The 24,638-nt window shown below is 71.0% G+C and carries 17 protein-coding genes and 1 pseudogene; 15 read left to right on the top strand and 3 right to left on the bottom strand.

Annotation, left to right across the window (positions count from 1 at the left end; genetic code table 11):
- The 11 genes from AC5P1C_RS41690 to AC5P1C_RS41740 all read left to right on the top strand — a co-directional run.
- A partial coding sequence (locus tag AC5P1C_RS41690; RefSeq protein WP_493871220.1) for a type I polyketide synthase occupies nt 1-4,658 on the top strand: 4,658 nt, incomplete at its 5' end.
- A 42-nt stretch (nt 4,659-4,700) separates the two neighbouring features.
- Entirely contained in the window at nt 4,701-10,160 is a 5,460-nt protein-coding gene (locus AC5P1C_RS41695; protein ID WP_493871221.1) for a type I polyketide synthase, read from the top strand.
- Nucleotides 10,126-13,287 carry a type I polyketide synthase gene (locus AC5P1C_RS41700; RefSeq protein ID WP_493871222.1) on the top strand — a complete coding sequence of 1,054 codons (3,162 nt, stop codon included), beginning with the start codon at nt 10,126-10,128 and terminating at the stop codon, nt 13,285-13,287. The genes AC5P1C_RS41695 and AC5P1C_RS41700 overlap by 35 nt, the downstream gene beginning before the upstream one ends.
- A gap of 17 nt (nt 13,288-13,304) precedes the next feature.
- Nucleotides 13,305-14,105 carry an arylamine N-acetyltransferase family protein gene (locus tag AC5P1C_RS41705; protein ID WP_493871223.1) on the top strand — a complete coding sequence of 267 codons (801 nt, stop codon included), beginning with the start codon at nt 13,305-13,307 and terminating at the stop codon, nt 14,103-14,105.
- Between the two features lie 2 nt (nt 14,106-14,107).
- Nucleotides 14,108-15,703, top strand: coding sequence for a bifunctional 3-(3-hydroxy-phenyl)propionate/3-hydroxycinnamic acid hydroxylase MhpA (gene mhpA, locus AC5P1C_RS41710; RefSeq protein ID WP_493871224.1), 1,596 nt, complete (start codon nt 14,108-14,110; stop codon nt 15,701-15,703).
- 76 nt (nt 15,704-15,779) lie between these two features.
- The gene (locus AC5P1C_RS41715; RefSeq protein WP_493871225.1) at nt 15,780-16,979 is read left to right on the top strand and encodes a methylmalonyl-CoA mutase family protein; all 1,200 of its coding nucleotides are present in this window, start codon (nt 15,780-15,782) and stop codon (nt 16,977-16,979) included.
- Between the two features lie 64 nt (nt 16,980-17,043).
- Entirely contained in the window at nt 17,044-18,051 is a 1,008-nt protein-coding gene (locus AC5P1C_RS41720; RefSeq protein ID WP_493871226.1) for an NADP-dependent oxidoreductase, read from the top strand.
- Between the two features lie 5 nt (nt 18,052-18,056).
- Entirely contained in the window at nt 18,057-18,683 is a 627-nt protein-coding gene (locus AC5P1C_RS41725) for an NAD(P)H oxidoreductase (RefSeq protein WP_493871227.1), read from the top strand.
- 39 nt (nt 18,684-18,722) lie between these two features.
- A complete protein-coding gene (locus tag AC5P1C_RS41730; RefSeq protein WP_493871228.1) occupies nt 18,723-19,322 on the top strand; it encodes a phosphotransferase-like protein in 600 nt (199 codons plus the stop codon).
- A gap of 109 nt (nt 19,323-19,431) precedes the next feature.
- Entirely contained in the window at nt 19,432-19,689 is a 258-nt protein-coding gene (locus AC5P1C_RS41735) for a hypothetical protein (protein WP_493871229.1), read from the top strand.
- Nucleotides 19,686-20,063: a PIN domain-containing protein gene (locus tag AC5P1C_RS41740; RefSeq protein ID WP_493871230.1), complete on the top strand. Its 378-nt coding sequence runs from the start codon at nt 19,686-19,688 to the stop codon at nt 20,061-20,063. The genes AC5P1C_RS41735 and AC5P1C_RS41740 overlap by 4 nt, the downstream gene beginning before the upstream one ends.
- Nucleotides 20,064-20,377: 314 nt before the next feature.
- On the opposite strand, the gene AC5P1C_RS41745 is transcribed toward AC5P1C_RS41740, so the two are convergent.
- Complete coding sequence (locus AC5P1C_RS41745; protein WP_493871231.1) at nt 20,378-21,043, bottom strand: nitroreductase; 666 nt, start codon at nt 21,041-21,043, stop codon at nt 20,378-20,380.
- Nucleotides 21,044-21,155: 112 nt separating this feature from the next.
- On the opposite strand from AC5P1C_RS41745, the pseudogene AC5P1C_RS41750 reads away from it, so the two are divergent.
- Both AC5P1C_RS41750 and AC5P1C_RS41755 read left to right on the top strand, forming a co-directional pair.
- Nucleotides 21,156-21,425, top strand: a pseudogene (locus AC5P1C_RS41750) (transposase); the annotation flags it as partial.
- Entirely contained in the window at nt 21,377-21,595 is a 219-nt protein-coding gene (locus AC5P1C_RS41755; protein ID WP_493871236.1) for a hypothetical protein, read from the top strand. The pseudogene AC5P1C_RS41750 and the gene AC5P1C_RS41755, both read left to right, overlap by 49 nt.
- 93 nt (nt 21,596-21,688) lie before the next feature.
- Here the strand turns inward: AC5P1C_RS41755 and AC5P1C_RS41760 are convergent, their stop codons facing one another.
- Both AC5P1C_RS41760 and AC5P1C_RS41765 read right to left on the bottom strand, forming a co-directional pair.
- Nucleotides 21,689-22,018 (bottom strand): hypothetical protein, encoded by a 330-nt coding sequence (locus tag AC5P1C_RS41760; protein WP_493871232.1) that lies wholly within the window; start codon nt 22,016-22,018, stop codon nt 21,689-21,691.
- A 232-nt stretch (nt 22,019-22,250) separates the two neighbouring features.
- The gene (locus AC5P1C_RS41765) at nt 22,251-22,838 is read right to left on the bottom strand and encodes a CGNR zinc finger domain-containing protein (protein WP_493871233.1); all 588 of its coding nucleotides are present in this window, start codon (nt 22,836-22,838) and stop codon (nt 22,251-22,253) included.
- A 202-nt stretch (nt 22,839-23,040) separates the two neighbouring features.
- On the opposite strand from AC5P1C_RS41765, the gene AC5P1C_RS41770 reads away from it, so the two are divergent.
- Both AC5P1C_RS41770 and AC5P1C_RS41775 read left to right on the top strand, forming a co-directional pair.
- Nucleotides 23,041-23,439: an SRPBCC family protein gene (locus tag AC5P1C_RS41770; RefSeq protein ID WP_493871234.1), complete on the top strand. Its 399-nt coding sequence runs from the start codon at nt 23,041-23,043 to the stop codon at nt 23,437-23,439.
- Between the two features lie 382 nt (nt 23,440-23,821).
- Entirely contained in the window at nt 23,822-24,100 is a 279-nt protein-coding gene (locus AC5P1C_RS41775) for a hypothetical protein (RefSeq protein ID WP_493871235.1), read from the top strand.
- Nucleotides 24,101-24,638: the final 538 nt, after the last annotated feature.

The raw sequence follows: 24,638 nt of genomic DNA on the forward strand, positions 1-24,638 counted from the left end.
CCGACGGCACCGGCTGGTCCGAAGGCGTGGCCGTGGTGCTCCTTGAGCGCCTCTCCGACGCACGCCGCAACGGACACCACGTACTGGCGACCGTCAAGGCGACCGCCCTCAACCAGGACGGCGCCTCCAACGGTCTCACCGCGCCGAACGGCCCCTCCCAGCAGCGCGTGATCCGCCAGGCCCTCGCGAACGCGGGCCTGAACACCGGCGACGTCGACATGGTCGAGGCGCACGGCACCGGCACCGTGCTCGGCGACCCCATCGAGGCCCAGGCCGTCATCAACACGTACGGCCAGGACCGCGACTCCGAACACCCTCTGTGGCTCGGCTCGTTGAAGTCCAACATCGGCCACGCGCAGACCGCCGCGGGCATGGCCGGAGTGATCAAGTCGGTGCTCGCGATGCGCCACGGCGTGCTGCCGAAGACGCTGCACGTCGACGCCCCGACCCCGCACGTGGACTGGTCCGCGGGCGCGGTGGAGCTCCTGACCGATGCGGTGGAATGGCCGGACAACGGCCGTCCGCGGCGCGCCGGCATCTCGGCCTTCGGCGTCAGCGGTACGAACGCGCACGTCATCCTGGAGCAGGGCACCGCAGCCGAGGACGAGGCCACCGCGACCGGCGCAGAGTCCCCGGCCGGGGAGCCCGAGACCGTCGATGAGCAGCCCGCACAGGAGCCTGCCGCGCTCCCGTGGGTGCTGTCCGCGGCGTCGCCGTCCGCGCTGCCGCAGGTGGCGCGCCGCCTCCTCGACCATGTGGAGGGCCGCGGGGACCTGGGTGCGGGTGAGGTGGCCGCGAGGCTGCTCGGCCGGGCCCGCCTCGACGAGCGCGCCGTGGTCGTCGGTTCTGACCGTGACGAACTCCTGCGCGCACTGGCGGCGTTGGCCGAAGAGACGGCGGACGCTTCCGTGGTCACGGGGTCCGCCGGTGTCGAGGGCCGGACGGTGTTCGTGTTCCCGGGGCAGGGCACGCAGTGGGCGGGCATGGGTGCGGGCCTGTTGGCTTCGTCGCCGGTGTTCGCGGAGAGCGTCGCGGAGATCGAGGCGGCTCTTGAGCCGTATGTGGACTGGTCGTTGACGGATGTGATCCGTCAGGTCGAGGGTGCCGCGTCCCTTGACCGGGTTGATGTGGTGCAGCCCGTCTCGTTCGCGATGATGGTCTCGCTCGCTCGGCTGTGGCGCCATCACGGGGTGCAGCCGGATGCGGTGATGGGCCATTCCCAGGGTGAGATCGCCGCCGCCTGTGTGGCGGGGGTGCTGTCCCTCGATGACGCGACGCGTGTGGTGGCACTGCGCAGCCAGGCCATCGCCGGACGGCTTGCGGGCTTCGGGGCGATGATGTCGGTGCCGTTGGCGCTGGTAGAGGTCGAGGAGTGGCTGACCCGTTCGCAGGCATACGACGGTGTGGAGGTCGCCACCGTCAACGGGCCCGCTTCCGTGGTCGTGGCCGGTGGCCCCAACTCGGTGGACGCGCTGCACACCGATCTGACCGAGGCGGGGGTGCGGGCGCGGAGGATTCCGGTGGACTACGCCTCGCACACCTCTCATGTGGAGAGGATTCAGGCGGAGTTGGCGACCGTCATGGACGGGATCACTGCTGGTGCGGGCGAGATCCCGATGTATTCGAGCACCGACAGTGCGTGGGTCGAGCCCGGGCAACTGGGGGGTGAGTACTGGTATCGCAACCTGCGCCAGACGGTGCGGTTCGAGGACGCGGTGCGTCAGCTGGCCGAAGAGGGACATCACGTCTTTATCGAGTCCAGCACCCACCCGGTTCTGACGATGGCGATCGAGGCCATCCTGGAGGACCGTCCGGACATGCTGGCCGTGCCGACGCTGCGCCGCGAGAAGGACGAGCCCACCACCTTCCTGGCCGCCCTGGCACGGCTTGCCACCCACACCGACCTGCCCGTCGACTGGCACCAGCCCGCCCTGGCCCAGAACTCCGAAATCCCCCTGCCCACCTACCCCTTCCAACACCAGCGCTACTGGCTGAAGACGGGCGCCGCCGCGTCCACCGACATCGGTGCGGTCGGACTCGGCGAGAGCGGGCACCCGATGCTCGGCGCGGTCGTGCAACTGCCCGACTCCGACGGCGTGGTGTTCACCAACCGCATCTCCGTCACCACCCACCCGTGGCTGGCCGACCACGTCATCTCCGGGACGGTCCTGGTGCCCGGCACCGCGCTGCTCGAACTCGTCGTCCGCGCCGGTGACGAGACCGGAGCCCCCGTGGTGTCGGAGCTGGTGATCGAAGCGCCGCTGGTCCTGCCCGACCAGCGCAGCACCCAACTGCGCGTCGTAGTAGGAGAGTTGGACCCCGACGGCCGACGCTCCGTCGCAGTGCACTCCCGCCCGGACGACGCCCCGTGGACCCGGCACGTCACCGGGGTCCTCAGCAGCACGCCGCAGCCCCCGCCCGCCGCCTCAGTGGCCGACTGGCCGCCGGCCGGCGCCGAATCCGGCTCGGCCGAGGAGTTCTACGACACCCAGCGCGCGGCCGGGTTCGAGTTCGGTGAGCTGTTCCGCGGGCTGCGGGCCGTATGGACCAAGGGCGAGGAGGTCTACGCCGAGGTCGGGCTTCCCGAGGACGTCGACCTCGCGTCGGACTTCCTGCTCCACCCCGCGCTGCTCGACGCCGCGCTGCACGCCGCGGCGTTCCTGCCGGGGCGTACGGACACGGCCCGGCTGCCGTTCGCCTGGAACGGAGTGGCGGTGCACGCGACCGGCGCCACCGAACTGCGGGTCCACATCACCAAGGCCGGGCCCGAGGACATCGCCGTCGAGATCACCGATGCCACCGGCGCCCCCGTGGCCTCGGTCGCCGCGCTGTCGATGCGCCCGGTCGACGTCGACCGCCTCGCCGGCTCCCAGTCCGTCACGGACATGCTGTTCCGCACCGACTGGACGGCGCTGGCGCTGCCCGCGGAACCCGTACAGGAAGAGCAGCCCCACACGGTTGTCGACCTGACAGCCCTGGACGAGACGGCGGACGCGCCGGACGAGCTGCCGCAGCGCGCCCGCGCCCTGGTCAACCGCGCCCTCGCCGGTATCCAGGTGCACCTCGCCGAACCCGACTCGGACGGGCCGCTGTTCGTGCTCACCCGCGACGCCCGGCGGGACCCGGCGATGGCCGCGGTCTGGGGCCTGGCGCGCACCGCGCAGTCCGAACACCCCGGGCAGATCGTCCTCGTGGACCTGGACGGCACGGACGGGTCCCGCGCCCTGCTGCCCGCCGCGGCCGCCACCGGCGAACCCCAGCTCGCCCTGCACGACGGCGCCGCATCCGTACCGCGCCTGACCCGGCACCGGGCCGACGGCGCCGAAGCACCCGCCCTCGACCCGGACGGCACCGTACTGATCACCGGCGGCACCGGCACACTCGGCGCTCTGGTCGCCCGCAGGCTCGTCACCGACCACGGGGTGCGGCATCTGCTGCTCACCAGCAGGCGAGGCCCCGAAGCGCCGGACGCGGACGCCCTGCGGGCCGAACTCACCGCACTGGGCGCGACGGTGACCCTGACCGCCTGCGACATCGGCGACCGGGCAGCGGTCACGGAGCTCGTCACGGGCGTGCCTGCCGAGCACCCGCTGACCGCCGTGATCCACTCCGCGGCCGTCCTGGACGACGGGGTGGTCAGCGCCCTCGCACCCGAGCGGGTCGACAAGGTCTTCGGCCCCAAGGTCGACGGCGCCTGGCATCTGCACACCCTGACCAAGGACCTGGGGCTCGCGGCGTTCGTGCTGTTCTCCTCGGCCTCGGGCACGCTCGGCAACGCCGGGCAGGGCAACTACGCCGCGGGCAACGGGTTCCTCGACGGACTCGCCGAGTACCGCCGCGGCCTCGGCCTGCCCGCCACCTCGATGGTGTGGGGCCTGTGGGAGGAGGCCAGCGAGATGACGGGCGGCCTCCTCGACGGCAGCCAGGGGCACCTCAAGCAGGAGGTGCTCGCGATGACCAACGACGAGGGCATGCGGCTCTTCGACGCCGCACTCGGCGGCGCCGGACTGCCGGACGCCCCCGCGGTCGTCGTCCCCATCAAGCTGAACCTCGCGGCGCTGCGGCAGGCAACGAGCCCGCCCGCGGTCCTGGCCGCCCTGGTGCGCCAGAACCGGCCCACCGCGCGGCAGGCCGCCGCCGACACAGGCAGCGACTCGTTCCTGGACCAGCTCCGCAGGCTGCCCGCACCCGAGCAGTCAAAGAAGCTCCTCGACATGGTGCTCATGCACACCTCGGCCACGCTCGGCCACAACGGCTCGGGGGCGATCCACGAGCGACAGGCGTTCCAGAGCCTGGGCTTCGACTCGCTCGCCGCGGTCGACCTGCGCAACCGCATCGCCGCCAGCATCGGCCTGAGGCTCCCGGCGACCCTCGTGTTCGACTACCCCAACCCCGCCACCCTCGCCGACCAGCTGCGGGAGCAGCTCGGCATCACGGAGGAGCCGGCGGCCGACCGCGCACTCGCCGAACTGCACAAGTTCGAATCCGCCCTCGAAGAGCTGCTCATGGAGGCGGACGCCCAGACGCAGGTGGCGGCCGGGCTGCGCAAGCTCGCGGCCAAGTGGCAAGGCCCCGACGGGGACACCGGTGCCGATCTGGAGCTGGCGTCCGACGACGACATCTTCCGGCTGGCCGAGGCCGAGCTGGACCAGTCCTGAGCCCGACGGCGTAGACGGCGTAGAAGGAGCCATCCATGAGTAATGGAGTCAGCTATGAGTAATGACGAGAAGCTTCGCGGCTATCTGAAGCGCACCCTCGTCGAGCTGAGGCAGACCCGGGACCGGCTGCAGGAGGTCGAAGAGGCGCAGACGGAACCGATCGCCATCGTCGGCATGGGCTGCCGCCTGCCCGGCGGCGTCACCTCGCCCGAGGAGCTCTGGCACCTGGTCGACTCCGGCACGGACGCCATCACCGCGTTCCCCGACGACCGCGGCTGGGACGTCGACGACCTCTACGACCCCGACCCCGACAAGCCCGGCAAGTGCTATGTCCGCGAAGGCGGATTCCTGGAGGACGCGGGCGGGTTCGACGCCGAGTTCTTCGGCATCTCCCCGCGCGAGGCACTCTCCCTCAACCCGCAGCAGCGCCATCTCCTCGAAGTGTCCTGGGAGGCCATCGAACGGGCGGGCATCGACCCGATGTCCCTGCACGGCAGCCGGACGGGCGTGTTCGCGGGCGTCATGTACTACGACTACGCCCCGCCGCTGCGGGAGATACCCCCCGAGGTCGAGGGCCTCCTCAGCCTCGGCAACTCCGGCAGCGCGGCCTCCGGGCGCATCTCCTACACGCTCGGCCTCGAAGGGCCCGCGGTGACCGTGGAGACGGCCTGCTCCTCGTCCCTGACCGCGCTGCACCTGGCGGCCCAGTCGCTGCGCTCGGGTGAGTCCGACCTCGCCCTCGCGGGCGGCGCGGCCATCATGGCGACGCCCGACACCATCGTGCAGTTCTCGCGGCAGCGCGGCCTCTCACCCGACGCCCGGTGCAGGGCGTTCGCCGCCGCGGCCGACGGCACCGGCTGGTCCGAGGGCGTGACCATGCTCCTGCTGGAGCGGCTCTCCGACGCGCGTCGGGCCGGCCACCCCGTGCTCGCGACCGTCCGCGGCAGCGCCGTCAACCAGGACGGCGCGTCCAACGGACTGACCGCACCCAACGGCCCCTCCCAACAGCGCGTGATCAAAACCGCGTTGAGCAACGCGGGCCTGGCCCCCGACGAAGTCGACCTGGTCGAGGCGCACGGCACCGCCACCAAGCTTGGCGACCCCATCGAGGCCCAGGCCCTCATCAACACGTACGGCAAGGGCCGCGACCCGCAGCGGCCGCTGTGGCTCGGCTCCCTGAAGTCCAACATCGGCCACACCCAGGCCGCCGCGGGCGCCGCCGGGGTCATCAAGGCCGTGATGGCGATGCGTCACGGTGTGCTGCCGAAGACGCTGCACGTCGACGCGCCGACCCCCCAGGTCGACTGGACCACGGGCGCAGTCGAGCTGCTCACCGAGGCCCGGCCGTGGCAGGAGCGCAAGGGACGTCCACGGCGTGCGGCGGTGTCGGCGTTCGGCGCCAGCGGCACCAACGCTCACGTCATCCTGGAACAGGTCCCTGAACTCCTGGACCCGGCAGCCGAGTTGCAGCAGCCCGAGCCGGACCAGGCCGACCAGGCCGACCAGGGGGCGAAGGTGCAGGCGGGGCAGGAGCAGGCGCGGGCCGAGTCCACGGCCCCCGTACCCCCGCCCCTGACGTCCTGGCTGCTGTCGGCGAAGACACCCGCCGCCCTGACCCGGCAGGCCCGCCGCCTCCTCGACCACCTGATCGCACATCCGGACGCGGACCCCGGCGCCATCGGGTACGCGCTCGCCACCACCCGCACCCACCACGACCAGCGCGCCGTCCTCGTGGGCAGCGACAAGCACGAACTGCTCGGCGCGGTCACGGCACTCGCCGACGGCGCCACAGGACCCGGTGTGGTGACCGGCCAGGTCGCGCGGGGGCGGCTCGCCTTCGCGTTCTCCGGCCAGGGCAGCCAGCGCCTCGGCATGGGGCGGGAGCTGCACCGCGAACTGCCCGCGTTCGCCGCCGCGTTCGACGAGATCTGCGACGAACTCGACCGGCACCTGGACGTCCCGCTGCGCGAGGTGGTCTTCGCCGAGCCCGGCACCAGCGGCGCGGACCTCCTCGACACCACCGCCTATACCCAGCCCGCCCTGTTCGCCCTGGAGGCCGCGCTCGCCCGGGTGCTCGCCGGGTACGGCGTACGCCCCGACATCGTGATGGGCCACTCCATCGGCGAGATCGTCGCGGCCCACGTCGCGGGTGTGCTCTCGCTGCAGGACGCGGCCACCCTGGTCACCGCGCGCGGCCGCCTCATGCAGGCGCTGCCCGCCACCGGCGCGATGGTCGCCGTCGAGGCCACGCCCGAGACCGTGACCCCGCTCCTCGCGGGCCACGAGGCGGCGGTCGCCGTCGCCGCGGTCAACGCCCCGGAGTCCGTGGTGCTCTCCGGCGACGAGGACACCGTCCTCGCCCTCGCCGAGCAACTGCGCGCCCAGGGCGCCCGCACCAAGCGGCTCACGGTCAGCCACGCCTTCCACTCGCCGCACATGGACGCCATGCTCGACGAGTTCGGCCGCATCGCCGCCCGCCTCACCTACCAGGCCCCGTCGATCCCGGTCGTCTCCAACATCACCGGCGAACTCGCCGACCCCGCCGAGCTGGCCGGAGCCGACTACTGGGTACGGCACGTCCGCGCAGCCGTGGAATTCAGCAGCGGCGTGCGCACCCTGGAGCGCGAAGGCGCCGCCACCGTCCTGGAGATCGGCTTCGGCGACACCCTCACCGCCCTCGTCAGGGGCAACAGCGAGGCACTCGACGCGGTGCCCGTGCTGGCCCGCAAGACGGCCGAACCGCGCTCTCTCTCCGCAGCCGTCGCGCGCCTGCACACCCGCGGGCACCAGGTCGACTGGGCCACGCAGTACGCCGGTACGCCGGTCCACACCCCGCTGCCCACCTACGCCTTCCAGCACCACCGCTACTGGCTCGAGCCGGTGCGCACCGCCGACCCCGACGAGCTCGGCGTGAGCCCCACCGGACACCCGCTGCTCGGCGTCGCCGTCGCCCTGCCCGACTCCGGCGGCGTCGTCTACAGCAGCCGCCTCTCGGTGAAGTCGCAGCCGTGGCTCGCCGACCACATGGTCGCCGGCAGCGTCCTGCTGCCGGGCACCGCCCTGGTGGAGCTCGCCGTGCGGGCCGGTGACGAGGTCGGCACCAGCGTCGTCGACGAGCTGGTGATCGAGGCGCCGCTCGTACTCGCCGACGACACCGGACGCCACCTGCGGGTGAGCGTGGGGGAGCAGGACACCGACGGGCTCAGGACCGTCGCCATCCACTCCCGCGGCGCCGCCGACGCCACCTGGACCCGGCACGCCACCGGTGTGCTCCGCGCCGCCGAGCCGGACACCGCGGACCTGGCGAGCTGGCCGCCCAGCGGGGCCGAACCCCTCTCCCTCGAAGGGTTCTACGAGCGCCAGGACGAGACCGACCTCACCCTCGGCCCGCTGTTCCGCGGACTGCGGGCGGCCTGGACACGGGGCGAAGAGGTCTACGCCGAGGTCGAGTTCCCCGGAGACGGCGACGCCCGCAGCGCCCTCGACGGGTTCCTGATCCACCCGGCGCTGCTCGACTGCGCGCTGCAGACGCTGCCCCTGATGCCCGGCGCCGACCCCCAGGAAGTGCGGCTGCCGTTCGCCTGGAAGTCGGTGGCCGTGCTCGCCGCGGGAGCCACCGCCCTCAGGGTGCGCGCCCGCACCACCGACACCGGCGCCGTGCGCGTGGACATCGCCGACGGCGCGGGCACACCCGTGGCCACCGTCGGCTCCCTGACCACCCTGCCCGTGGACACCGCACGGATCACCGCCGCGGACGGCGGGCTCGACGAACTCCTGTTCCGCGTCGACCGGAAGCCGGTGGCGCTGCCGGAACCCGACGGATCGGCCGCCTCGGCGCCCGAGCGGGTCCTCGACCTCACCGAGCCCGTCCCGGGCGACCCGGTACAGCAGGCCCGTACCCTGGGCGCACAGGTGCTCGCCGCCGCCCAGGAGCAGCTCGACGCACCCGGCGGCGGCCCCCTCGTGGTGCTGACCCCGCCGGTGGACAGCGACCCGGCCGCCGCGGCCGTCTGGGGCCTGGTGCGCTGCGCACAGGCCGAACACCCCGGCGAGTTCGTGCTCGTGGAGACCGACAGCGCCTCCCGCGCCCTGCTGCCCGCCGCCGTGGCCACCGGCCGCCCGGAGCTGTCCCTGTCCGCGGGCGCAGTCGCCGCACCGCAGCTCGTACGGGCCGAACCCGCCGTACAGGCAAGGATGTTGAACCCCGAAGGCACCGCCCTGGTCACCGGCGCAACCGGCGCGCTCGGCGGGCTCGTCGCCAGGCGGCTGATCACCGAGCACGGCGTCCGGCATCTGCTCCTCACCAGCAGGCGCGGCCCCGACGCCCCCGGCGCCACCGAACTGCGCGCCGAACTCACCGCGCTCGGCGCCACCGTGACCCTCGCCTCCTGCGACATCGCCGACCGGCAGTCCGTGGCCGAACTCCTCGCCACGGTCCCCGCAGAGCACCCGCTCACGGCCGTCGTCCACACCGCCGCCGTACTCGACGACGGGGTGCTCTCGGCCCTGACGCCCGAGCGCATGGACACGGCACTCCTTCCGAAGGCTGCGGGCGCCTGGCATCTGCATGAACTCACCCGCGGCGACGACCTGGCGTTCTTCGCGCTGTTCTCCTCGGCCGCCGCCACGCTCGGCAACGCCGGGCAGGGCAACTACGCCGCCGCCAACGGCTTCCTCGACGCCCTCGCCGGCTACCGGCGCGGCCTCGGCCTGCCCGCGGTCTCGATCGGCTGGGGCCTGTGGGAGCAGGAGAGCGCCATGACCCAGGGCCTGCGCGACCCGAGCGGCCAGCGCCCCCAGGACGTACGGGCGCTGCCGTCCGACGATGCGCTCGCCCTGTTCGACCGGGCGGTACGCGCCGATGCGGAGCTACTCCTTCCGGTCAGGTTCGACTTCGCCGCCCTGCGGCAGTCGCAGCACCTGCCGCCGGTCCTGCGCGGCCTCGTCCCGGTCGGCCGGCGCACCGCGAGCGCGGAAGGCCTCTCTGCGGACTCCCTGACCCGGGACCTGGAACGCCTCACCCCGCCGGAGCGGCAGCGCAGGCTCGTCGACCTCGTCCGTACGCACGCCGCCGACACCCTCGGACACGCGGGCTCCGAAGCGGTCGACGCGGAACAGCCCTTCAAGGAGCTCGGGTTCGACTCGCTCGCCGCCGTCGATCTGCGCAACCGGATCACCAAGGCCACCGGCGAGCGCCTGCCCGTCACGCTGATCTTCGACTATCCGACCCCCGGCGCGGTCGCCCAGGAGCTGTACGGACGGCTGTTCCCCGACAACTCGGCCGACGAACTCGACGAGCAGCGTGAGCAGCAGCTGCGTCAGGTACTCGCCTCGGTCCCCGTGGCCCGTCTGCGCGGCATCGGCGTGCTCGCCCCGCTGCTCGAACTCCTGGACACGGCGGATGTGCGGGTGCCCGCCGGGGCGGCGGAGCCCACGAGCGAGCTCTCCGAGATGAGCGTGGAGCACCTTGTCGCCAAAGCCCTGGGGGACAGCGCCAGTTGATGGTCATCCGACAAATTTCGGAGTAACGATGAACACTGACGACAGCAAACTCGTCGAGGCCCTGCGCGCGTCCCTGGTCGAGAACGAACGCCTGCAGCGCCAGCTGAACGAAGTCACCGCCAAGGCGACCGAGCCGCTCGCCATCGTGGGCATGGCGTGCCGCCTGCCCGGCGGCGTCCGTTCCCCCGACGAACTCTGGGCGCTCCTCGACGACGGCGGCGACGGCATCACCGACTTCCCCGACGACCGCGGCTGGGACGTGGACAACCTCTACGACCCGTCCCCAGACGCCCACGGCAAGAGCTACACCCGCGAGGGCGGATTCCTCCACGACGCCGGGGACTTCGATGCCCGCCTCTTCGGCATCTCGCCCCGTGAGGCGCTCTCCATGGACCCGCAGCAGCGCCTGTTCCTCGAAGCCGCCTGGGAGGCGTGCGAGCGGGCCGGGCTCGACCCGACGTCGCTGCGCGGCAGCAGGACGGGTGTGTTCGCGGGCGTGATGTACCACGACTACGGCACCGGGCTCACCCACGTACCCGAGGAGATCGAAGGGTTCCAGGGCGCGGGTGTCGCCGGCAGCCTCGTGTCCGGGCGGGTCTCCTACCACCTGGGCCTCGAAGGGCCGTCCGTCACCGTCGACACGGCCTGCTCCTCGTCCCTGGTGGCGCTGCACCAGGCCGCGCACGCACTGCGCTCCGGCGAGTGCGACCTGGCCATGGCCGGCGGCGTCGCCGTGATGGCCGAGCCGAGCACGTTCATCGAGTTCTCCCGGCAGCGCGGCCTCGCCCCCGACGGCCGCTGCAAGGCGTTCGCGGCCGCCGCCGACGGCACCGGCTGGTCCGAGGGCGTGACCATGCTCCTGCTGGAGCGGCTCTCCGACGCGCGCGCCAACGGGCACCCGGTCCTGGCCGCCGTACGGTCGAGCGCGATCAACTCCGACGGTGCGTCGAACGGTCTGACCGCACCCAACGGCCCCTCCCAGCAGCGCGTCATCAAGCAGGCTCTGGCCGCCGCCCGGCTCACCACCGCGGAGGTCGACTTCGTCGAGGCACACGGCACCGGCACCAAGCTGGGCGACCCTATCGAGGCCCAGGCCGTCATCAACACCTATGGCAAGGGCCGCGACCCCGAGCGGCCGCTGTGGCTCGGCTCCCTGAAGTCCAACATCGGCCACACCCAGGCCGCCGCGGGCACCGCCGGAGTCATCAAGACCGTCCTCGCCCTGCAGCACGGCCGGCTGCCGCGGACGCTGCACATCGACGAGCCGAGCCCGCACGTCGACTGGTCGGCCGGCGCGGTGCGACTGCTCACCGAGGCCAGGGACTGGCCCGAGCTCGGGCGGCCACGGCGTGCGGCGGTGTCGGCGTTCGGCGTCAGCGGCACCAACGCGCACGTCGTCATCGAGCAGGCCCCCGACCCCGAGCCCGCAACGGACACCACCGGGCCCGCCGACGACACCGTGGTGCCCTGGACCCTGTCGGGCAAGACGCGCCCCACCCTGGCCGAGCAGGCCCGCCGCCTGGTGGACCACGTCAAGGCGCACCCGGAACTCGACGCCGCGGCCATCGGCCACGCCCTGGCCACCACCCGGGCCACCCTGGAGCACCGCGCCGTCCTCATCGGCGCCGACCGCGACGAACTCCTCGACTCCGCCCGCAAGCTGGCCGAGGACCGGCCCTCGCCCAAGGTGATCACCGGCAAGACGGCCTCGGGCACCCTGGGCTTCCTCTTCTCGGGCCAGGGCAGCCAGCGCCTGGGCATGGGACAGGAACTCGCCGCCGCCCACCCGGTGTTCGCCGAGGCCTTCGCCGAGGTCTGCGCCGAACTCGACGTACACCTGGCACGGCCCCTCGCCTCGGTCGTGCACGCCGCCCCCGACACCCCGGACGCGGAGCTGCTCGACCGCACGGAGTTCACCCAGCCGGCGCTCTTCGCCTTCGAAGTGGCCCTCGTGCGGCTCCTCGACTCCTGGGGCATCAGGCCCGACATCCTCGCCGGGCACTCCATCGGCGAAATCGTCGCCGCCCATGTCGCCGGGATCCTCTCCCTGAAGGACGCCGCCACCCTGGTCACCGCCAGGGCCCGCCTGATGCAGCTGCTTCCCGCGAGCGGGGCGATGGTCGCCATCGGCACCACCGAGGACGAGGTCGCCCCCCTCCTCGAGGGCCAGGACGAGGTGAGCATGGCCGCGGTCAACGGCCCCGCCTCGGTGGTGATCTCCGGGGCCGAGGAGCCCGTACTCGCCCTCGCCGAACAGCTGGCGGCGCGCGGCCACCGTACGAAGAGGCTGCGGGTCAGCCACGCCTTCCACTCCTCGCAAATGGAGCCGATGCAGGCCGAGTTCGCCCGGATCTCCGCCGGGCTCACCTACTCCGCACCGAAGGTCCCGGTCGTCTCCAACATCAGCGGTCGGCTCGCCGCCGACGGCGACCTGGTGACCCCGGAGTACTGGGTGCGCCACGTGCGCGAGGCCGTGCGCTTCCACAGCACGGTCACCACCCTCGTGGAGACCGGGGTGCGCACCTTCCTCGAAGTGGGACCGGGAGACGTTCTCACCGCCCTCGCCACCGAGAGCCTCGACACCGCGGGCGAGGCGATCCCGAGCGTGCGCCGCGGCTTCGACGAGTCGCAGGCGGTGCTCACCGCACTCGGCCAGCTCCACACCCGCGGCCGCACCCTCGCCGTCACACCGTGGCGCGGCCATGTACCGCTGCCCACCTACGCATTCGAGCGCAAGCGCTTCTGGCTGGAGAGGATCCCCATGCCCACGGACGACAACGCCCCTCTCACCCTGCCGCCCGACGAGCCCGAGCCCGCCGAGGCGCCCGTGCACACGCTCGCGGAGGAGCTGGCCGGACGCCCCGCCGAGGAGCGCAAGAAGGAGCTGATCGCCCGGGTCATCGAGCTGGCCGCCACGGCTCTCGGCCACGAGACGACCGACGAGTTCGACGAGGAGACCGGCTTCTTCGACGTCGGCTTCAGCTCACTGGCCGCCGTCGAGGTCCGCAACAAGATCAACGAGATCAGCGGTCTCGACCTGAGCCCGATGCTGCTCTTCGACCACCCGACCCCGCTGATGGTCGCCGAGCACCTCGACGGGCTCCTGTTCACCCCTGACGCACACTGACCCGAAGGCGGAGAGACATGTTCGACGTCAACACCTATCTGAAGCACCTCGGCATCGAAGGCACCCCGGAGCCCACCGCGGAGAACCTTCGTGAGCTGCACAAGCGGCACATGATGACCGTGCCGTTCGACAACTCCCGCAACGCGGCCAAGGGCCTCGCGATATGGGACGACGTCGACGCCGGCGCGGATCTGTTCTTCCAGTGGCTCATCACCGAGGCCCGCGGCGGCATCTGCCACGAGCACATCGGGCTCTTCCTGGCCGTGCTCACCACACTCGGCTACGACGCCAAGGTCATCTCCTCCGGAGTGCGCGGCGCCAACGACGAGTTCGGGCCCGACCTGGAGCACATGCTCGGCCTCGTCCGCATCGGCGACGACGACTGGCTCGTCGACGTCGGCTTCGCCGGGCCCTCGGCCATCGAGCCGGTGCGCGTCTCGCCCGACGTGCAGAGCCAGTACGGCTTCGACTACCGCGTCGTCGAGGACGGTTCGTACTGCGTACTCGAACGCAGGCCCGAGGGCGGCGACTGGCACGCCGTGCACCGCTCCGACCTGCGGGAGCGGGACCTGGCCGAGTGGAAGGCGATCGTCAGCGGCGAGAACGACGACCCGTTCTGGCACTGGGCGGGCGAGATGATCGCCGCCGGCACCCGCATCTACGGACGCGCCTACGAAAGCAGCCAGGTGCTGCTCGTCGGGCGGCGCTATCTGAAGGCCGAGGGCGGCAAGGACGTCACCCGGGTCCTGGCCAAGACCGCCGAGTACGAGGCCGTCGTCCAGGACATCCTGCGCCAGGAAGCCGCAGAGGTGGCCTGACGATGCAGGCGGATCAGGTGGATACGGACGTACTGATCGTCGGCGACGGCCCCGTGGGCCAGACCCTGGCCCTGCTGCTCGCGGGCCGCGGCTGGTCGGTCACCGTCGTGGACCGGTGGCCCGAGCCGTACACCATGTCACGGGCAGTGGCCTTCGACAGCGAGGCGGCCCGGGTCCTGTCCTCGATCGGGCTCACCCGGTACATCGACACCGAGACCGAGCCGTCGGGCCGTTACATCTGGCGCAACGGCGAGGGGAAGGTCCTGCTCGACATCCAGGGCTCGAAGCAGGGCTGGTGTCACTGGCCCGACTCCACGTCGATGTACCAGCCGGGCCTGGAGAGCGCGCTGACCGCCCGCGGCACCGAGCTGCCCACCCTGCGGGTGCTGCGCGGGCACGAGGTGATCGAGGCACACGACGAGGGCGAGCGCGCCGTGCTGACCTGCGTCGGTGGGAACGGGGAGCAACAGGTGCTCTCGGCCCGCTGGTTGATCGGCTGCGACGGTGCGAACAGCTTCGTCCGCGGCCGCATCGGCACCACGATGCGCGACCTGGACTTCTCCCACGACTGGCTGATCTGCGACGTGGTCCTGCACGACGGCCGCGTGTTCGACCCGAACAACCTGCAGGTCTGCGATCCGGCCCGGCCCCGCACCGAGGCGTCGGCCGGCCCCGGGCACAGGCGCTGGGAGTTCATGCGCGTCGGCGAAGAGACGGTCGAGGAGCTGAACACCCCGCAGCGGGCCTGGGAGCTCCTCGAACTCTTCGACGTCACACCGCAGAACGCCACCCTCCTGCGGCACAACGTCTATACGTTCCGGTCGATGTACGCGCAGAGCTGGCGCCAGGGCCGGATGCTCATCGCCGGCGACGCGGCCCACGTCATGCCGCCGTTCGCCGGGCAGGGCATGTGTTCGGGCATCAGGGACGCCGCGAACCTCGCGTGGAAGCTGGACCTGGTACTCGGCGGCCACTCGGACGACTCGGTCCTCGACACCTACGTCACGGAACGCGCCCAGCACGTGCAGCACGCCATCCGGATGTCGGTGGACCTCGGCAAGGTGATCTGCCAGGACGACCCGAAGGCCGCGGCCGACCGGGACACGGTGATGCTGGCCGCACGGGAACGGGGCATCGGCACCGGCGCACCGCAGGCCCCCGTGCACCCGCTGCGCAAGGGCCTGCTCTTCCGCGGCGGCGGCTCGGCCGCAGGCGGCCTGACTGGCAGGCTGAGCCCGCAGGGGCGGGTGCGGCGCGGCGCCGAGACCGGGCTCTTCGACGACGTCGTCGGAACCGGCTTCGTGCTCATCGCCACGGAGGATCCACGCCCGCACCTGGACGCCGACGCCCAGGCCTTCCTCGACGGCCTGCGGGCCCGCACGGTGACGGTGGTACCGGCCGACGCCGACGCCTCGGGCGAGAACGTCCTGGCCGACGTGGACGGCATCTACCTGCCCTACCTCGCCGAGGCCGGGGCGCGCGCGGTCCTCGTCAGGCCCGACTTCTACGTCTTCGGGCAGGCCGCGGAGATCGAGGACTGCCAGGCCCTCGTCGACGACCTGCGGCAGCGGATCGAAGCGGCGGCGATGGCGCACTGACCCCACGGGATCCGCCCGGCGGCTCTGTGGACCCACGGAGCCGCCGCCCGCCGGACCGCACCGGCGTCATCCACCGATGGCACACGGCAGAAGGCAGATACCCATGGAACTCCAGCGGACAGGGCACTCCGCCGTGGCGTCCAACGCCCGCTACAAGGAGCTGATCGCGGGCGGCACGAGGGGCCTGTCGCTCGCCTTCGACCTGCCGACCCAGACGGGCTACGACTCCGATGCCCCGATCGCGTCCGGCGAGGTCGGCAGGGCCGGGGTGGCGATCGACTCCATCGAGGACATGCGGATCCTGTTCGGCGGCATCCCGCTCGACAAGGTGTCGACGTCGATGACGGTCAACACCCCTGGCGCGCTGCCCCTGTTGCTGTACCAACTCGTCGGCGAGGAGCAGGGAGTCACGGCCGGACAGCTGACGGGCACCATCCGCAACGACGTGCTCAAGGAGTACCTGGCCCACGGCACGTCCCGCTACCCGCCCGCGCACGCACGCCGCCTGATCGCGGACATCTTCACGTACTGCAGGGCCGAGATCCCGCAGTGGAACACCCTCCCGGTCTCCGGCCGCCACCTGGCCGCGGCCGGGGCCTCGCCCACGCAGGAGATCGCGTTCACGCTTGCCGGCGGAATCGCGTACGTGCGCACCGCGGTCGGCGCCGGAATGGACGTGGACGACTTCGCTCCCTGTCTGTCCTTCGACTTCGTGGCGCGGATGACGGCACTGGAGGAGAGGGCCACCCTCCGCGCGGCGCGCAGGATCTGGGCGCGGGTGCTGAAGGAGGAATTCGGTGCCGTGAACCCGACGTCGCAGACGCTGCGGCTGTACGGGACGGACAGGACCGCGAGCCTCGGTCCGTTCGCGGGCGGCCATGTGATCGAGAGGATGACCGACGATGTGGAGGCGACCGTCCTCGAACTCATGCGCAGCCCCCAGCCGTTGACCGGACCGGGCGGCACGAGGCTCGCCGAGGAAGAGCCCCGTGCGCTGCTCGGTGTCGACCGCACCATCGAGCGCCGGCAGACCGAACGGCTCGCGAAGCTGCGCGCCTGGCGATTCACCGACCGCGTACACCGGACCCTGGCGGCCGTCCAGGACACCGCCGGACGCACCGGCAACCTCCTCTACCCCATGAAGGAAGCGCTCGCCGCCGGTGCCACGATCGGCGAGGTCTGTGGCGCGCTGCGCGAGGTGTGGGGCACATACGCCTCGGCGGCCGGACCGTCAGCGCACCGTCAGGAAACCAGAGGCGCGCAGGACCACGGTTGATCCCGTGCCGCACACGCGGTGCGCGAGCAGCGCCCCCGACCACGCAAAGGAACATGTGGCAGCCATGATCACGTCCCGAGAGATCCGACTGGCCGCCCGCCCCACCGGCGAGCCCACCGCAGACCACTTCACCCTGGCCGTCACCGAGGTGCCCGAACCGGCCGACGGCCAGATCATCGTCCGCAACACCTGGATGTCCGTGGACCCGTACATGCGCGGCCGCATGGACGACACCCCCTCCTACATCGCTCCCTTCGAGCTCGGCGCCGCCCTCGACGGCACCGCCGTCGGCGAGGTCAGCGCCTCCCGCTCGGACGCCGTACCCGTGGGCGCGACCGTCACGCACTGGCTCGGCTGGCGCGAGTACGCCGTCATCGACGCCGCCACCGCCACCCTCGTCGACACCGATCTCGCTCCCGCGCAGGACTACCTCGGTCCCCTCGGCCTCCCCGGCCTGACCGCGTACGCGGCGCTCACCCGGATCGCCCCGGTGCACGAGGGCGACATCGTCCTCGTCTCCGCCGCGGCCGGCGCGGTCGGCACCGTCGCGGGCCAACTGGCCAGGAAACTGGGCGCATCCCGGGTGATCGGCTCGGCCGGCGGCCCGTACAAGAGCAAGAAGCTCCTGGACACCTTCGGCTACGACGCGGCCATCGACTACCGCGAGGGCGCGCTGCCCGAGCAACTCGCCCAGGCCGCACCCGACGGCGTCGATGTCTACCTGGACTCCGTCGGCGGTGACCACCTCCAGGCCGGCATCGGAGCCATCCGGCGCCACGGCCGTATCGCCCTGGTCGGCGCCATCAGCGGCTACAACGCCACCGGCCCCGCCACCGGCCCCGACAACCTCTTCCGCGCCGCCACCCAGGAAGCCACCCTGCGCGGCATGATCGTCCTCAGCCATATGGACCTGCTCCCGGAGTGGACCGAGCTGGCGGCCGGCTGGCTCGCCGACGGATCGCTGCGCACCGACCGGACCGTGGTCGACGGCATCGGGCGGGCACCGGAGGCCTTCCTGGGCGTACTGCGCGGCGCCAACACCGGAAAAATGCTCGTCCGTCTAGGGAGTTGAGACCCATGACCGCACCCACCGCACCCACCGAAGGCACCGCACCCACCGCCCCCACCCCGCCCGGCCGTCACGCCCTCCTCGTGGTGGCCCACCCGCGCCCTGACTCCCTCACCGCCGCGACCGCCCGCCGTGCCCGGGAGCGTCTCGAGGCCGCCGGGTACACCGTGGACGTACTCGACCTGCACGCCGAGGACTTCGACCCGCGGATGACACCGGCGGACGAACCCGACTGGGCACACCGCGACAAGACCTACTCGCCCGAAGTGCGGGCCCACATGGACCGCGTCACGGCGGCCGATCTGATCACCGTGGTCTTCCCGCTGTGGTGGTTCGGCTTCCCGGCGATCCTCAAGGGCTGGATCGACCGGGTGTGGAACTACGGCTTCGCCTACGGACGCAGCAGCCCGCGCCTGGCCGGCAAGCGGATGCTGTGGCTGAGCCTGGTCAGCTACCGCGAGCAGGACTTCGCCGACCTGGGTTGGACAGAGCGGGTGGAGCACACCCTGCGCAGCGGCATCTCCGAGTTCTGCGGCATCGAGGACGCGACGGTCCACTTCGTGTATGACTCCCTCAACGCCGGTGAGTCGGCCGTCAAACAGGCGGAAATCGCAGTCGACGCCCTGACCGCCTGAAAGCGGCCGGAGTGCCGGGCGATGGGGGGCGGACCACTCATGACGGCCCCGAGACCCGCCGCCGGTGTCATCCTGTACGGGCCGCCGGCCTCGGGGAAGGACACCGTCACCCGGGCCCTCACGGCCCTCGACCCGCGGTATGTGCAGTTCGCCCGGGTCAAAGTCGGCTCGGGCAGCAGTTCCGGTTACCGCATGGGTACGGCGGCGCAGCTGCGCGAGCTGGCGGCCGCGGGCGGCGTCATCTACGCGAACCGCCGCTACGGCAACACCTACGTGCTCGACCGCCCAGGAATCCGGGCTGCGTTCACAAGCGGTGTGCCGGTGATGCACCTCGGCCAGGTCGACGGCGTCCGAGCACTGGTCGACGGCTTCGAGGCGCACTGGGCGGTGGTGCTCCTGCGGTGCCCGAAGCCGGTGACCGCGGCGCGGTCCGCGCGCCGCGGCGACAGCGACACGGCGGCGCGCCTGGCCGCGTGGGAGGCGACCCGCGAGGACCTGGACGCCCACCCGGACATGGTCTGGGACCTCACCCTCGACACCGCGACGACACCACCGCAGGAGTCGGCCCGGCGCATCCACCGGCTCCGGTCCGGCTCCACGGGATCAAGGCCGCTCTTTTCGGCCGGCCGGAGCCGGTGAGGCGGGGTTCCGCAGGGGACTCATCCGGCCGATTCGCTGCGTAAACGCCGCATCGCGAGACGGGTACGGGTACGTACCCGTACCATTGGGCGGCATGGGAAGGAACGCGATGTCTGATGCCAACGTAAGAATCCCCGAGGACGCCAAGGACCGGCTGGCAGCCATCGCGGCCGGCGAGGGACTGTCCCTGCGCGCCTACCTGGCGCGCCTGGCCGATACCCTCCTCACCCCCCAAGAACGTGCCGAACGGGCTGAGCAGGCCCGCGTCGCGCTGCAGGAGTGGACGGGCTACGCCCCCAGCGCCGCCGAGCAGCGAGACCTGGATGCCGAACTCGACCGGCGCCTGGCCAAGGCGACCGGCCGGTGAGCGACACGCACATCATCCTGGACGAAACAGCGATGGCCGCGGCCGGAGCCGGCAACGTCCTGGCCTCCCGGCTGATCCACCGCGCCCACGCCGAGACGGGCTGGCACCTGTACGCCCCCACCTGCGTCCTGGTCGAAGCGGACCGCGCGCGGCCCGGCACAGCCGAACATCTCGCCGCGCTGCCCGGCGTCACCGTCCTGGACCTGGACCTGCCCGCCGCACTCGCGGTCGCACAACAGCAGACGTGGGCCGGCGCCCACACCGAGTACGCCGCCCAGCCCACCCCGGACCGCCCCGATGGCGCGATCATCGCTACCACCGCACCCCATCAGTGGGAGGGGCGCCCCGTCCGCGTCCTGGACGTGGGCCCATGACAGGACCACCAGATGACGGCAGCTCAGGCGACCTTGATCGGGATGGCAGGATCTGTTTCCACTGGAAGGGAGCTTCGCGATGGCTGAGAAGGCCGAGACGCACGGGGCGGCCGGAACGGACACGCTCGATCAGCAGCTGCCTGCCGTGAACGGTCAGCCGGGCATTGCGGTAGGACACGAAGTCCTCCGTGTGGTGCAGTCCCAGACAGCTCCACCACACCGGAGGTCTTCGCCATGATCAAGCCCCGTGGCTGTCAACAACGCTGGTGATCAATACACCTAGGCCCTGTCCTGTCGATCTCGGTCGTCAGCGGTCACACTCCGATGAAGCTCACCGTGTCCGTCATGTCCGCCCGTCCGGTGCGCAGCCTTGGCACGCCTTCTTTCTCAAATCCCACTGAGATGCCGCAGAACAGCACAAGCTCGTCATCGGCTCCGACTGTTCGGCTGACGGACTTGCGGTACATGGTCCACATCACCTGGGGGCAGCTGTGCAACCCTTCCGCCCTCAGCAACAGCATGACCGTCTGCAAGTACATCCCCGCGTCACCCCACTGTCCGGGCCCCATCGTCCGGTCGAGGTAGCAGAACAAGACGACCGGCGCCCCGAACGCCTCCGAGTTCAAGGTAGCGATCTTCCGGGGCCGGTCGGGGTCGTCGCGCTCAATCCCCAGCGCTTCGTATCGCTGAGCCGCCGCAGCGGAGAAGCGATCCAGATACGGCGAGGTCAGTTCGTCCGGATACATCGGATACTCCCGCTCATCACCCGGGTCTCCCGCCAATGCCCTGGCCGTCGCGCGCTTCTTCAGTTCGGCCAAGGGTTCGCCATTTACGACATACATGTGCCACGGCTGGAGGTTCCCGCTGGACGGAGCCCGCGTCGCTGCGGTCAGCACTCGTTCGAGGACCTCCTTTGGTACCGGCTCATCGCTGAACGCCCGTACGGCCCGGCGGCTGTCCACGGCCTCATACACATCCACGTTTCCGCGTCCTCTCACTCAACCGGGCCCCTCCACCGTATTCATCGGTCAGCACCGAGCATCGCCAGGGGCTGGACTACGTCCCGACGACCAGTCAGCCGTTGATACGACTATGGCGAGTAGACGTGATCTGACAGATGCCCAGTGGGAGCGGCTGGAGCCGCTTCTGCCGGTGAGCAACGGGCGTTGCGGCAGGTGGCGGGACCATCGCCAGGTCGTGAACGGGGTGCTCTACCGGATACGAACGAGCGTGCAGTGGCGCGATTTGCCGGAGCGGTACGGACCGTGGAAGACGGTGCACGAGAGCCATCGCCGCCGGTCGGCGGACGGAACGTGGGAGATGCTCCTGCGGCAGGTCCAGGTCCAGGCGGCAGCGCCGGGGGTCGGCCGCCCGGTTTCGACAGGGACCGCTACAAGAAGCGCAACACCGTCGAACGGGCGATCAACAAGCTGAAGACCTTCCGCGTGGTTGCGACCAGGTTCGACAAGCGCGGCTACGTCTACCTCGGCACTGTCACCGCAGCCGCGCTCGTCATCTGGCTCCGCTCGTGATCGCCAGGACACTGCCTAGGCCGGACACGATCGCCTCGAGGGGCGCCCGATGCCGCCACAGCCCAGAAGCGAGTGGGAGACGGCAACCCGTCGTCAGAGTGCGTGGGTGATCCACCGCTGCAGTGCGGCGTGGGTGGTGTCGTCCAATGAACACAGGGCGTCGATGGCCGCGAGATCGCCGGGCAGCGGTGCGATGCCCGCGGTGGTCAGGGTGGCGTGCAGGTCTAGACGCTTACGATCCGACGGCCGCAGCGGCAGGTTGATGCGCTGCCCGGGGTCCGGCGCGGCCAGGAGGTAGTCGTCGGCCCCGAACATGCCGTGCGTGACTGCGGCGAAATCGTAATTGTCGAGGGCGCCGGGGCAACGGTAGGGGTCCGTGGCCCATCCGGCCGACGCCATCGAGGAAACCTGCCATTGAGTCATGAGTCTCTCCCTGGCTTGCTGTGCGGGGTGTCGCAGTTGAGGACGGCGAGAAAACCCCAGTCAGTTTCCGCCCCCATCGCATCCCACCCAGATGTCCCCTTCGCTATCTCGTCACACCAACAGCTGATCCCGACGTGAGGCCGCACGAGTGAGTGCTGTCAGCTTCGCCTCCGGCCGATGCCACTGCTGGCACCGAGTGGGTTGTCGGGCGTGTGCTTGGGGCGTCCTGTTCCTAGGTGGTCGAACGCTGGTGAAAGCTGCGGGCCTTGGCGCGGTTGCCGCACAAGTCCATGGAGCACCAGGTGCGGCGCCGGTTGCGGGAGTGGTCGTAGTACGCCCACCGGCAACTCGGCTCCCGGCATGCCTTGAGCCGGCTCCAGGTGCCGGCGGCGATGGCCTCCGTGACGTAGGCGAGCAGCCAGGTGAGCGCGGCGTCGACCGTGTCGTCGGTGCCGGGAGAGAGCCGTGGCGGGTGAGTCGTGGTGTCAAGGACCAGCGGGAGCCGCGGGACGAGTGCGGCGAGCTCCGATCGGGCGGCGGGGTTCAGGCCGTCGGGCCGAGGGCTGGCGACCGGCTCGGCGTTGTTCTCGGCGATCAGGGCGCGCAGCCCTTCGCGGAGGCGTTCGGCCCGGTCCCGGTGCTGCTGTGAGGCGGTCACGGGGCCCGGCAGGAGGTCGCGGGCGGTGAGCCAGGCGACGAGCTGCTCGGGGGTTGCGAGGTCGTCCCGGTCGGCGCGGCGGGTGTTGACGAACTCTTCGATCCAGCGCAGCGATCCGGGGGCTGTTCCGGCGCTGTCGTTGTCGGGGCGTGGCTTCACCATGACGCGATTCTAACCGGCTATTGACGTTGACCGGGTACCTAACTACCGTCTGGGTATCTAACTAACGTAACTGCCACATCAGTTAGATCATGGAGGTCTGGATGAGCGTGACCATCGGCAATGTCGGCATCGACACCGACGGCAATGAGTTCTGCGTCGTCGCCCAGTAGGTTCCCAAGATCAGAGGAGTAGTGGGGTAGTTGTGGCTTCCGTCACCAGAGAGATCACGATGTCAGCAGACCCGGCCAGGGCGTGGGAGGTCCTCAGCGACTACGTCGGGGCACCGATACGGATGGCCCCGGGATTCGTCACCGACAGCCGGCAGGACGGCCCGGACGTACGGGTGGTGTCCTTTGCCGGAGGAGCCGTACTGCGGGAGCGGCTCATCACCCTCGATCAAGACGAGCGGCGATTGGTCTTCTCGGTCGTGGGCGACACCGCGCGACCAGAACACGACAACGCGGTGATCCAGGTGCTCCCACACGGAGACGGAGGCACCAGGATCGTATGGACGCGCGATGTGTTGCCCGCCGATCTGGCCACCGAATGGGAACCAGGTATGGCGCACGTCCTGGAACTGTTCAAGGAAACTCTGGAGTGATCCTGCCCGTACGGCACGACGCCACTGGTACGCGACTTCGTGCCCAGTTCCGGCCCCCTCCATCACGAACGAGACTTCCGCAGAAGCCAAGTCGTTCGAGAACCCCGACCTTCGGCTGTCTCAAACGACCTGGCACCCCAGCAGGTCAGCCAACCTCTACTTGCCAGATGCACTTCGACGCGACAAACGACGTCTGGACGGACAGCCCGGCATCAAGCATGCGCTACGGGCGCGTGTCAGGCCTCTACCCCATGGACACGCATTGCTTCGGTCGTCTCCCAGCCCTGGGCGGTGGTCCGCTCGCCCAGAGCGCGCGGGAGACGGGGCCGGGCCCCGGGCGCGGCTGCTCGCGGGCGGGCCGATTGCGCAGCAGGCTGACGGTGTGGCTTCCTTCTCCCGGCCCGCAGTGCTGATGGTGGGCGACGAACACGTCCCGGTTGAAGCCGAACTGGGCGAACTGACAGGCGCTGGAGGCCCAGAGTGGGGCGGCTTCCTGCACGGTGTACCGGTGCGGCTCGCCGCCGCGATGAGCCAGGGCGCCGACATCCGGTTGCGCCTGCCCGACGGACAGGAACGCCAGCTGCGCCCGGCAGGAAGACCGACGATGGACCGTCAGCAACGCCTGGTGGTGCCCTTCCTGGGCGAGGGGCCGCTTCCATGAGCCGTGGGACAGTCGAGGCAGCTCCACCTCTGCCAGCCGGAATCGAAGGTCATCGCGTAGATCTGTCCAGCGCGTTTCGAGAGTCTCCAACGCCCTGTCACCAGTCCGATGGTCCAAGTAGCCGAACCTGTCCACTTGAGATGCAGGCGCGCACTGCTGCAAGTCGATTTGCATTTCCTCTAGGGAGGCAGCGGCTTCACAGAGGCTTTTAGAGCTGCGTGTGGCGAGACTCCGTACTGCGCTCTGCTGTGCCAGCCTTGCGTGCTCGTTGCCGAGACGGCCGAGTACAACTAAGGCAAAAGGTATGGGCGTGCCCTTCCCCCCACGGGCTTTGGCAGACATCTGCTGCTCCCTGCCAGTGTGCGTCTGTGAAAATGTGAGGACTGCTCAATTGCGGGGTTCAAGTGGGGGAGTGACAGCAGACGTGACTGCGGGGAACGGCCAGGCTCCCGTCCTGCTGATTCCCGCTGCTGCGCCAGACGGCGTGGCTCCTGACGGCGGCGACGATCGCCTTCAACGGCGCGGCGGCCTGGCCCGA

It is taken from the genome of Streptomyces sp. A18 (assembly GCF_059026065.1).

What these genes read in the sequence shown, in the direction of transcription:
- AC5P1C_RS41695 (WP_493871221.1), top strand. Translation starts at nt 4,701, where the DNA reads ATGGAGTCAGCTATGAGTAATGACGAGAAGCTTCGCGGCTATCTGAAG.
- AC5P1C_RS41705 (WP_493871223.1), top strand. Translation starts at nt 13,305, where the DNA reads ATGTTCGACGTCAACACCTATCTGAAGCACCTCGGCATCGAAGGCACC.
- mhpA (WP_493871224.1), top strand. Translation starts at nt 14,108, where the DNA reads ATGCAGGCGGATCAGGTGGATACGGACGTACTGATCGTCGGCGACGGC.
- AC5P1C_RS41715 (WP_493871225.1), top strand. Translation starts at nt 15,780, where the DNA reads ATGGCACACGGCAGAAGGCAGATACCCATGGAACTCCAGCGGACAGGG.
- AC5P1C_RS41720 (WP_493871226.1), top strand. Translation starts at nt 17,044, where the DNA reads ATGATCACGTCCCGAGAGATCCGACTGGCCGCCCGCCCCACCGGCGAG.
- AC5P1C_RS41725 (WP_493871227.1), top strand. Translation starts at nt 18,057, where the DNA reads ATGACCGCACCCACCGCACCCACCGAAGGCACCGCACCCACCGCCCCC.
- AC5P1C_RS41730 (WP_493871228.1), top strand. Translation starts at nt 18,723, where the DNA reads ATGACGGCCCCGAGACCCGCCGCCGGTGTCATCCTGTACGGGCCGCCG.
- AC5P1C_RS41735 (WP_493871229.1), top strand. Translation starts at nt 19,432, where the DNA reads ATGTCTGATGCCAACGTAAGAATCCCCGAGGACGCCAAGGACCGGCTG.
- AC5P1C_RS41760 (WP_493871232.1), bottom strand. Translation starts at nt 22,018, where the DNA reads ATGACTCAATGGCAGGTTTCCTCGATGGCGTCGGCCGGATGGGCCACG.
- AC5P1C_RS41765 (WP_493871233.1), bottom strand. Translation starts at nt 22,838, where the DNA reads ATGGTGAAGCCACGCCCCGACAACGACAGCGCCGGAACAGCCCCCGGA.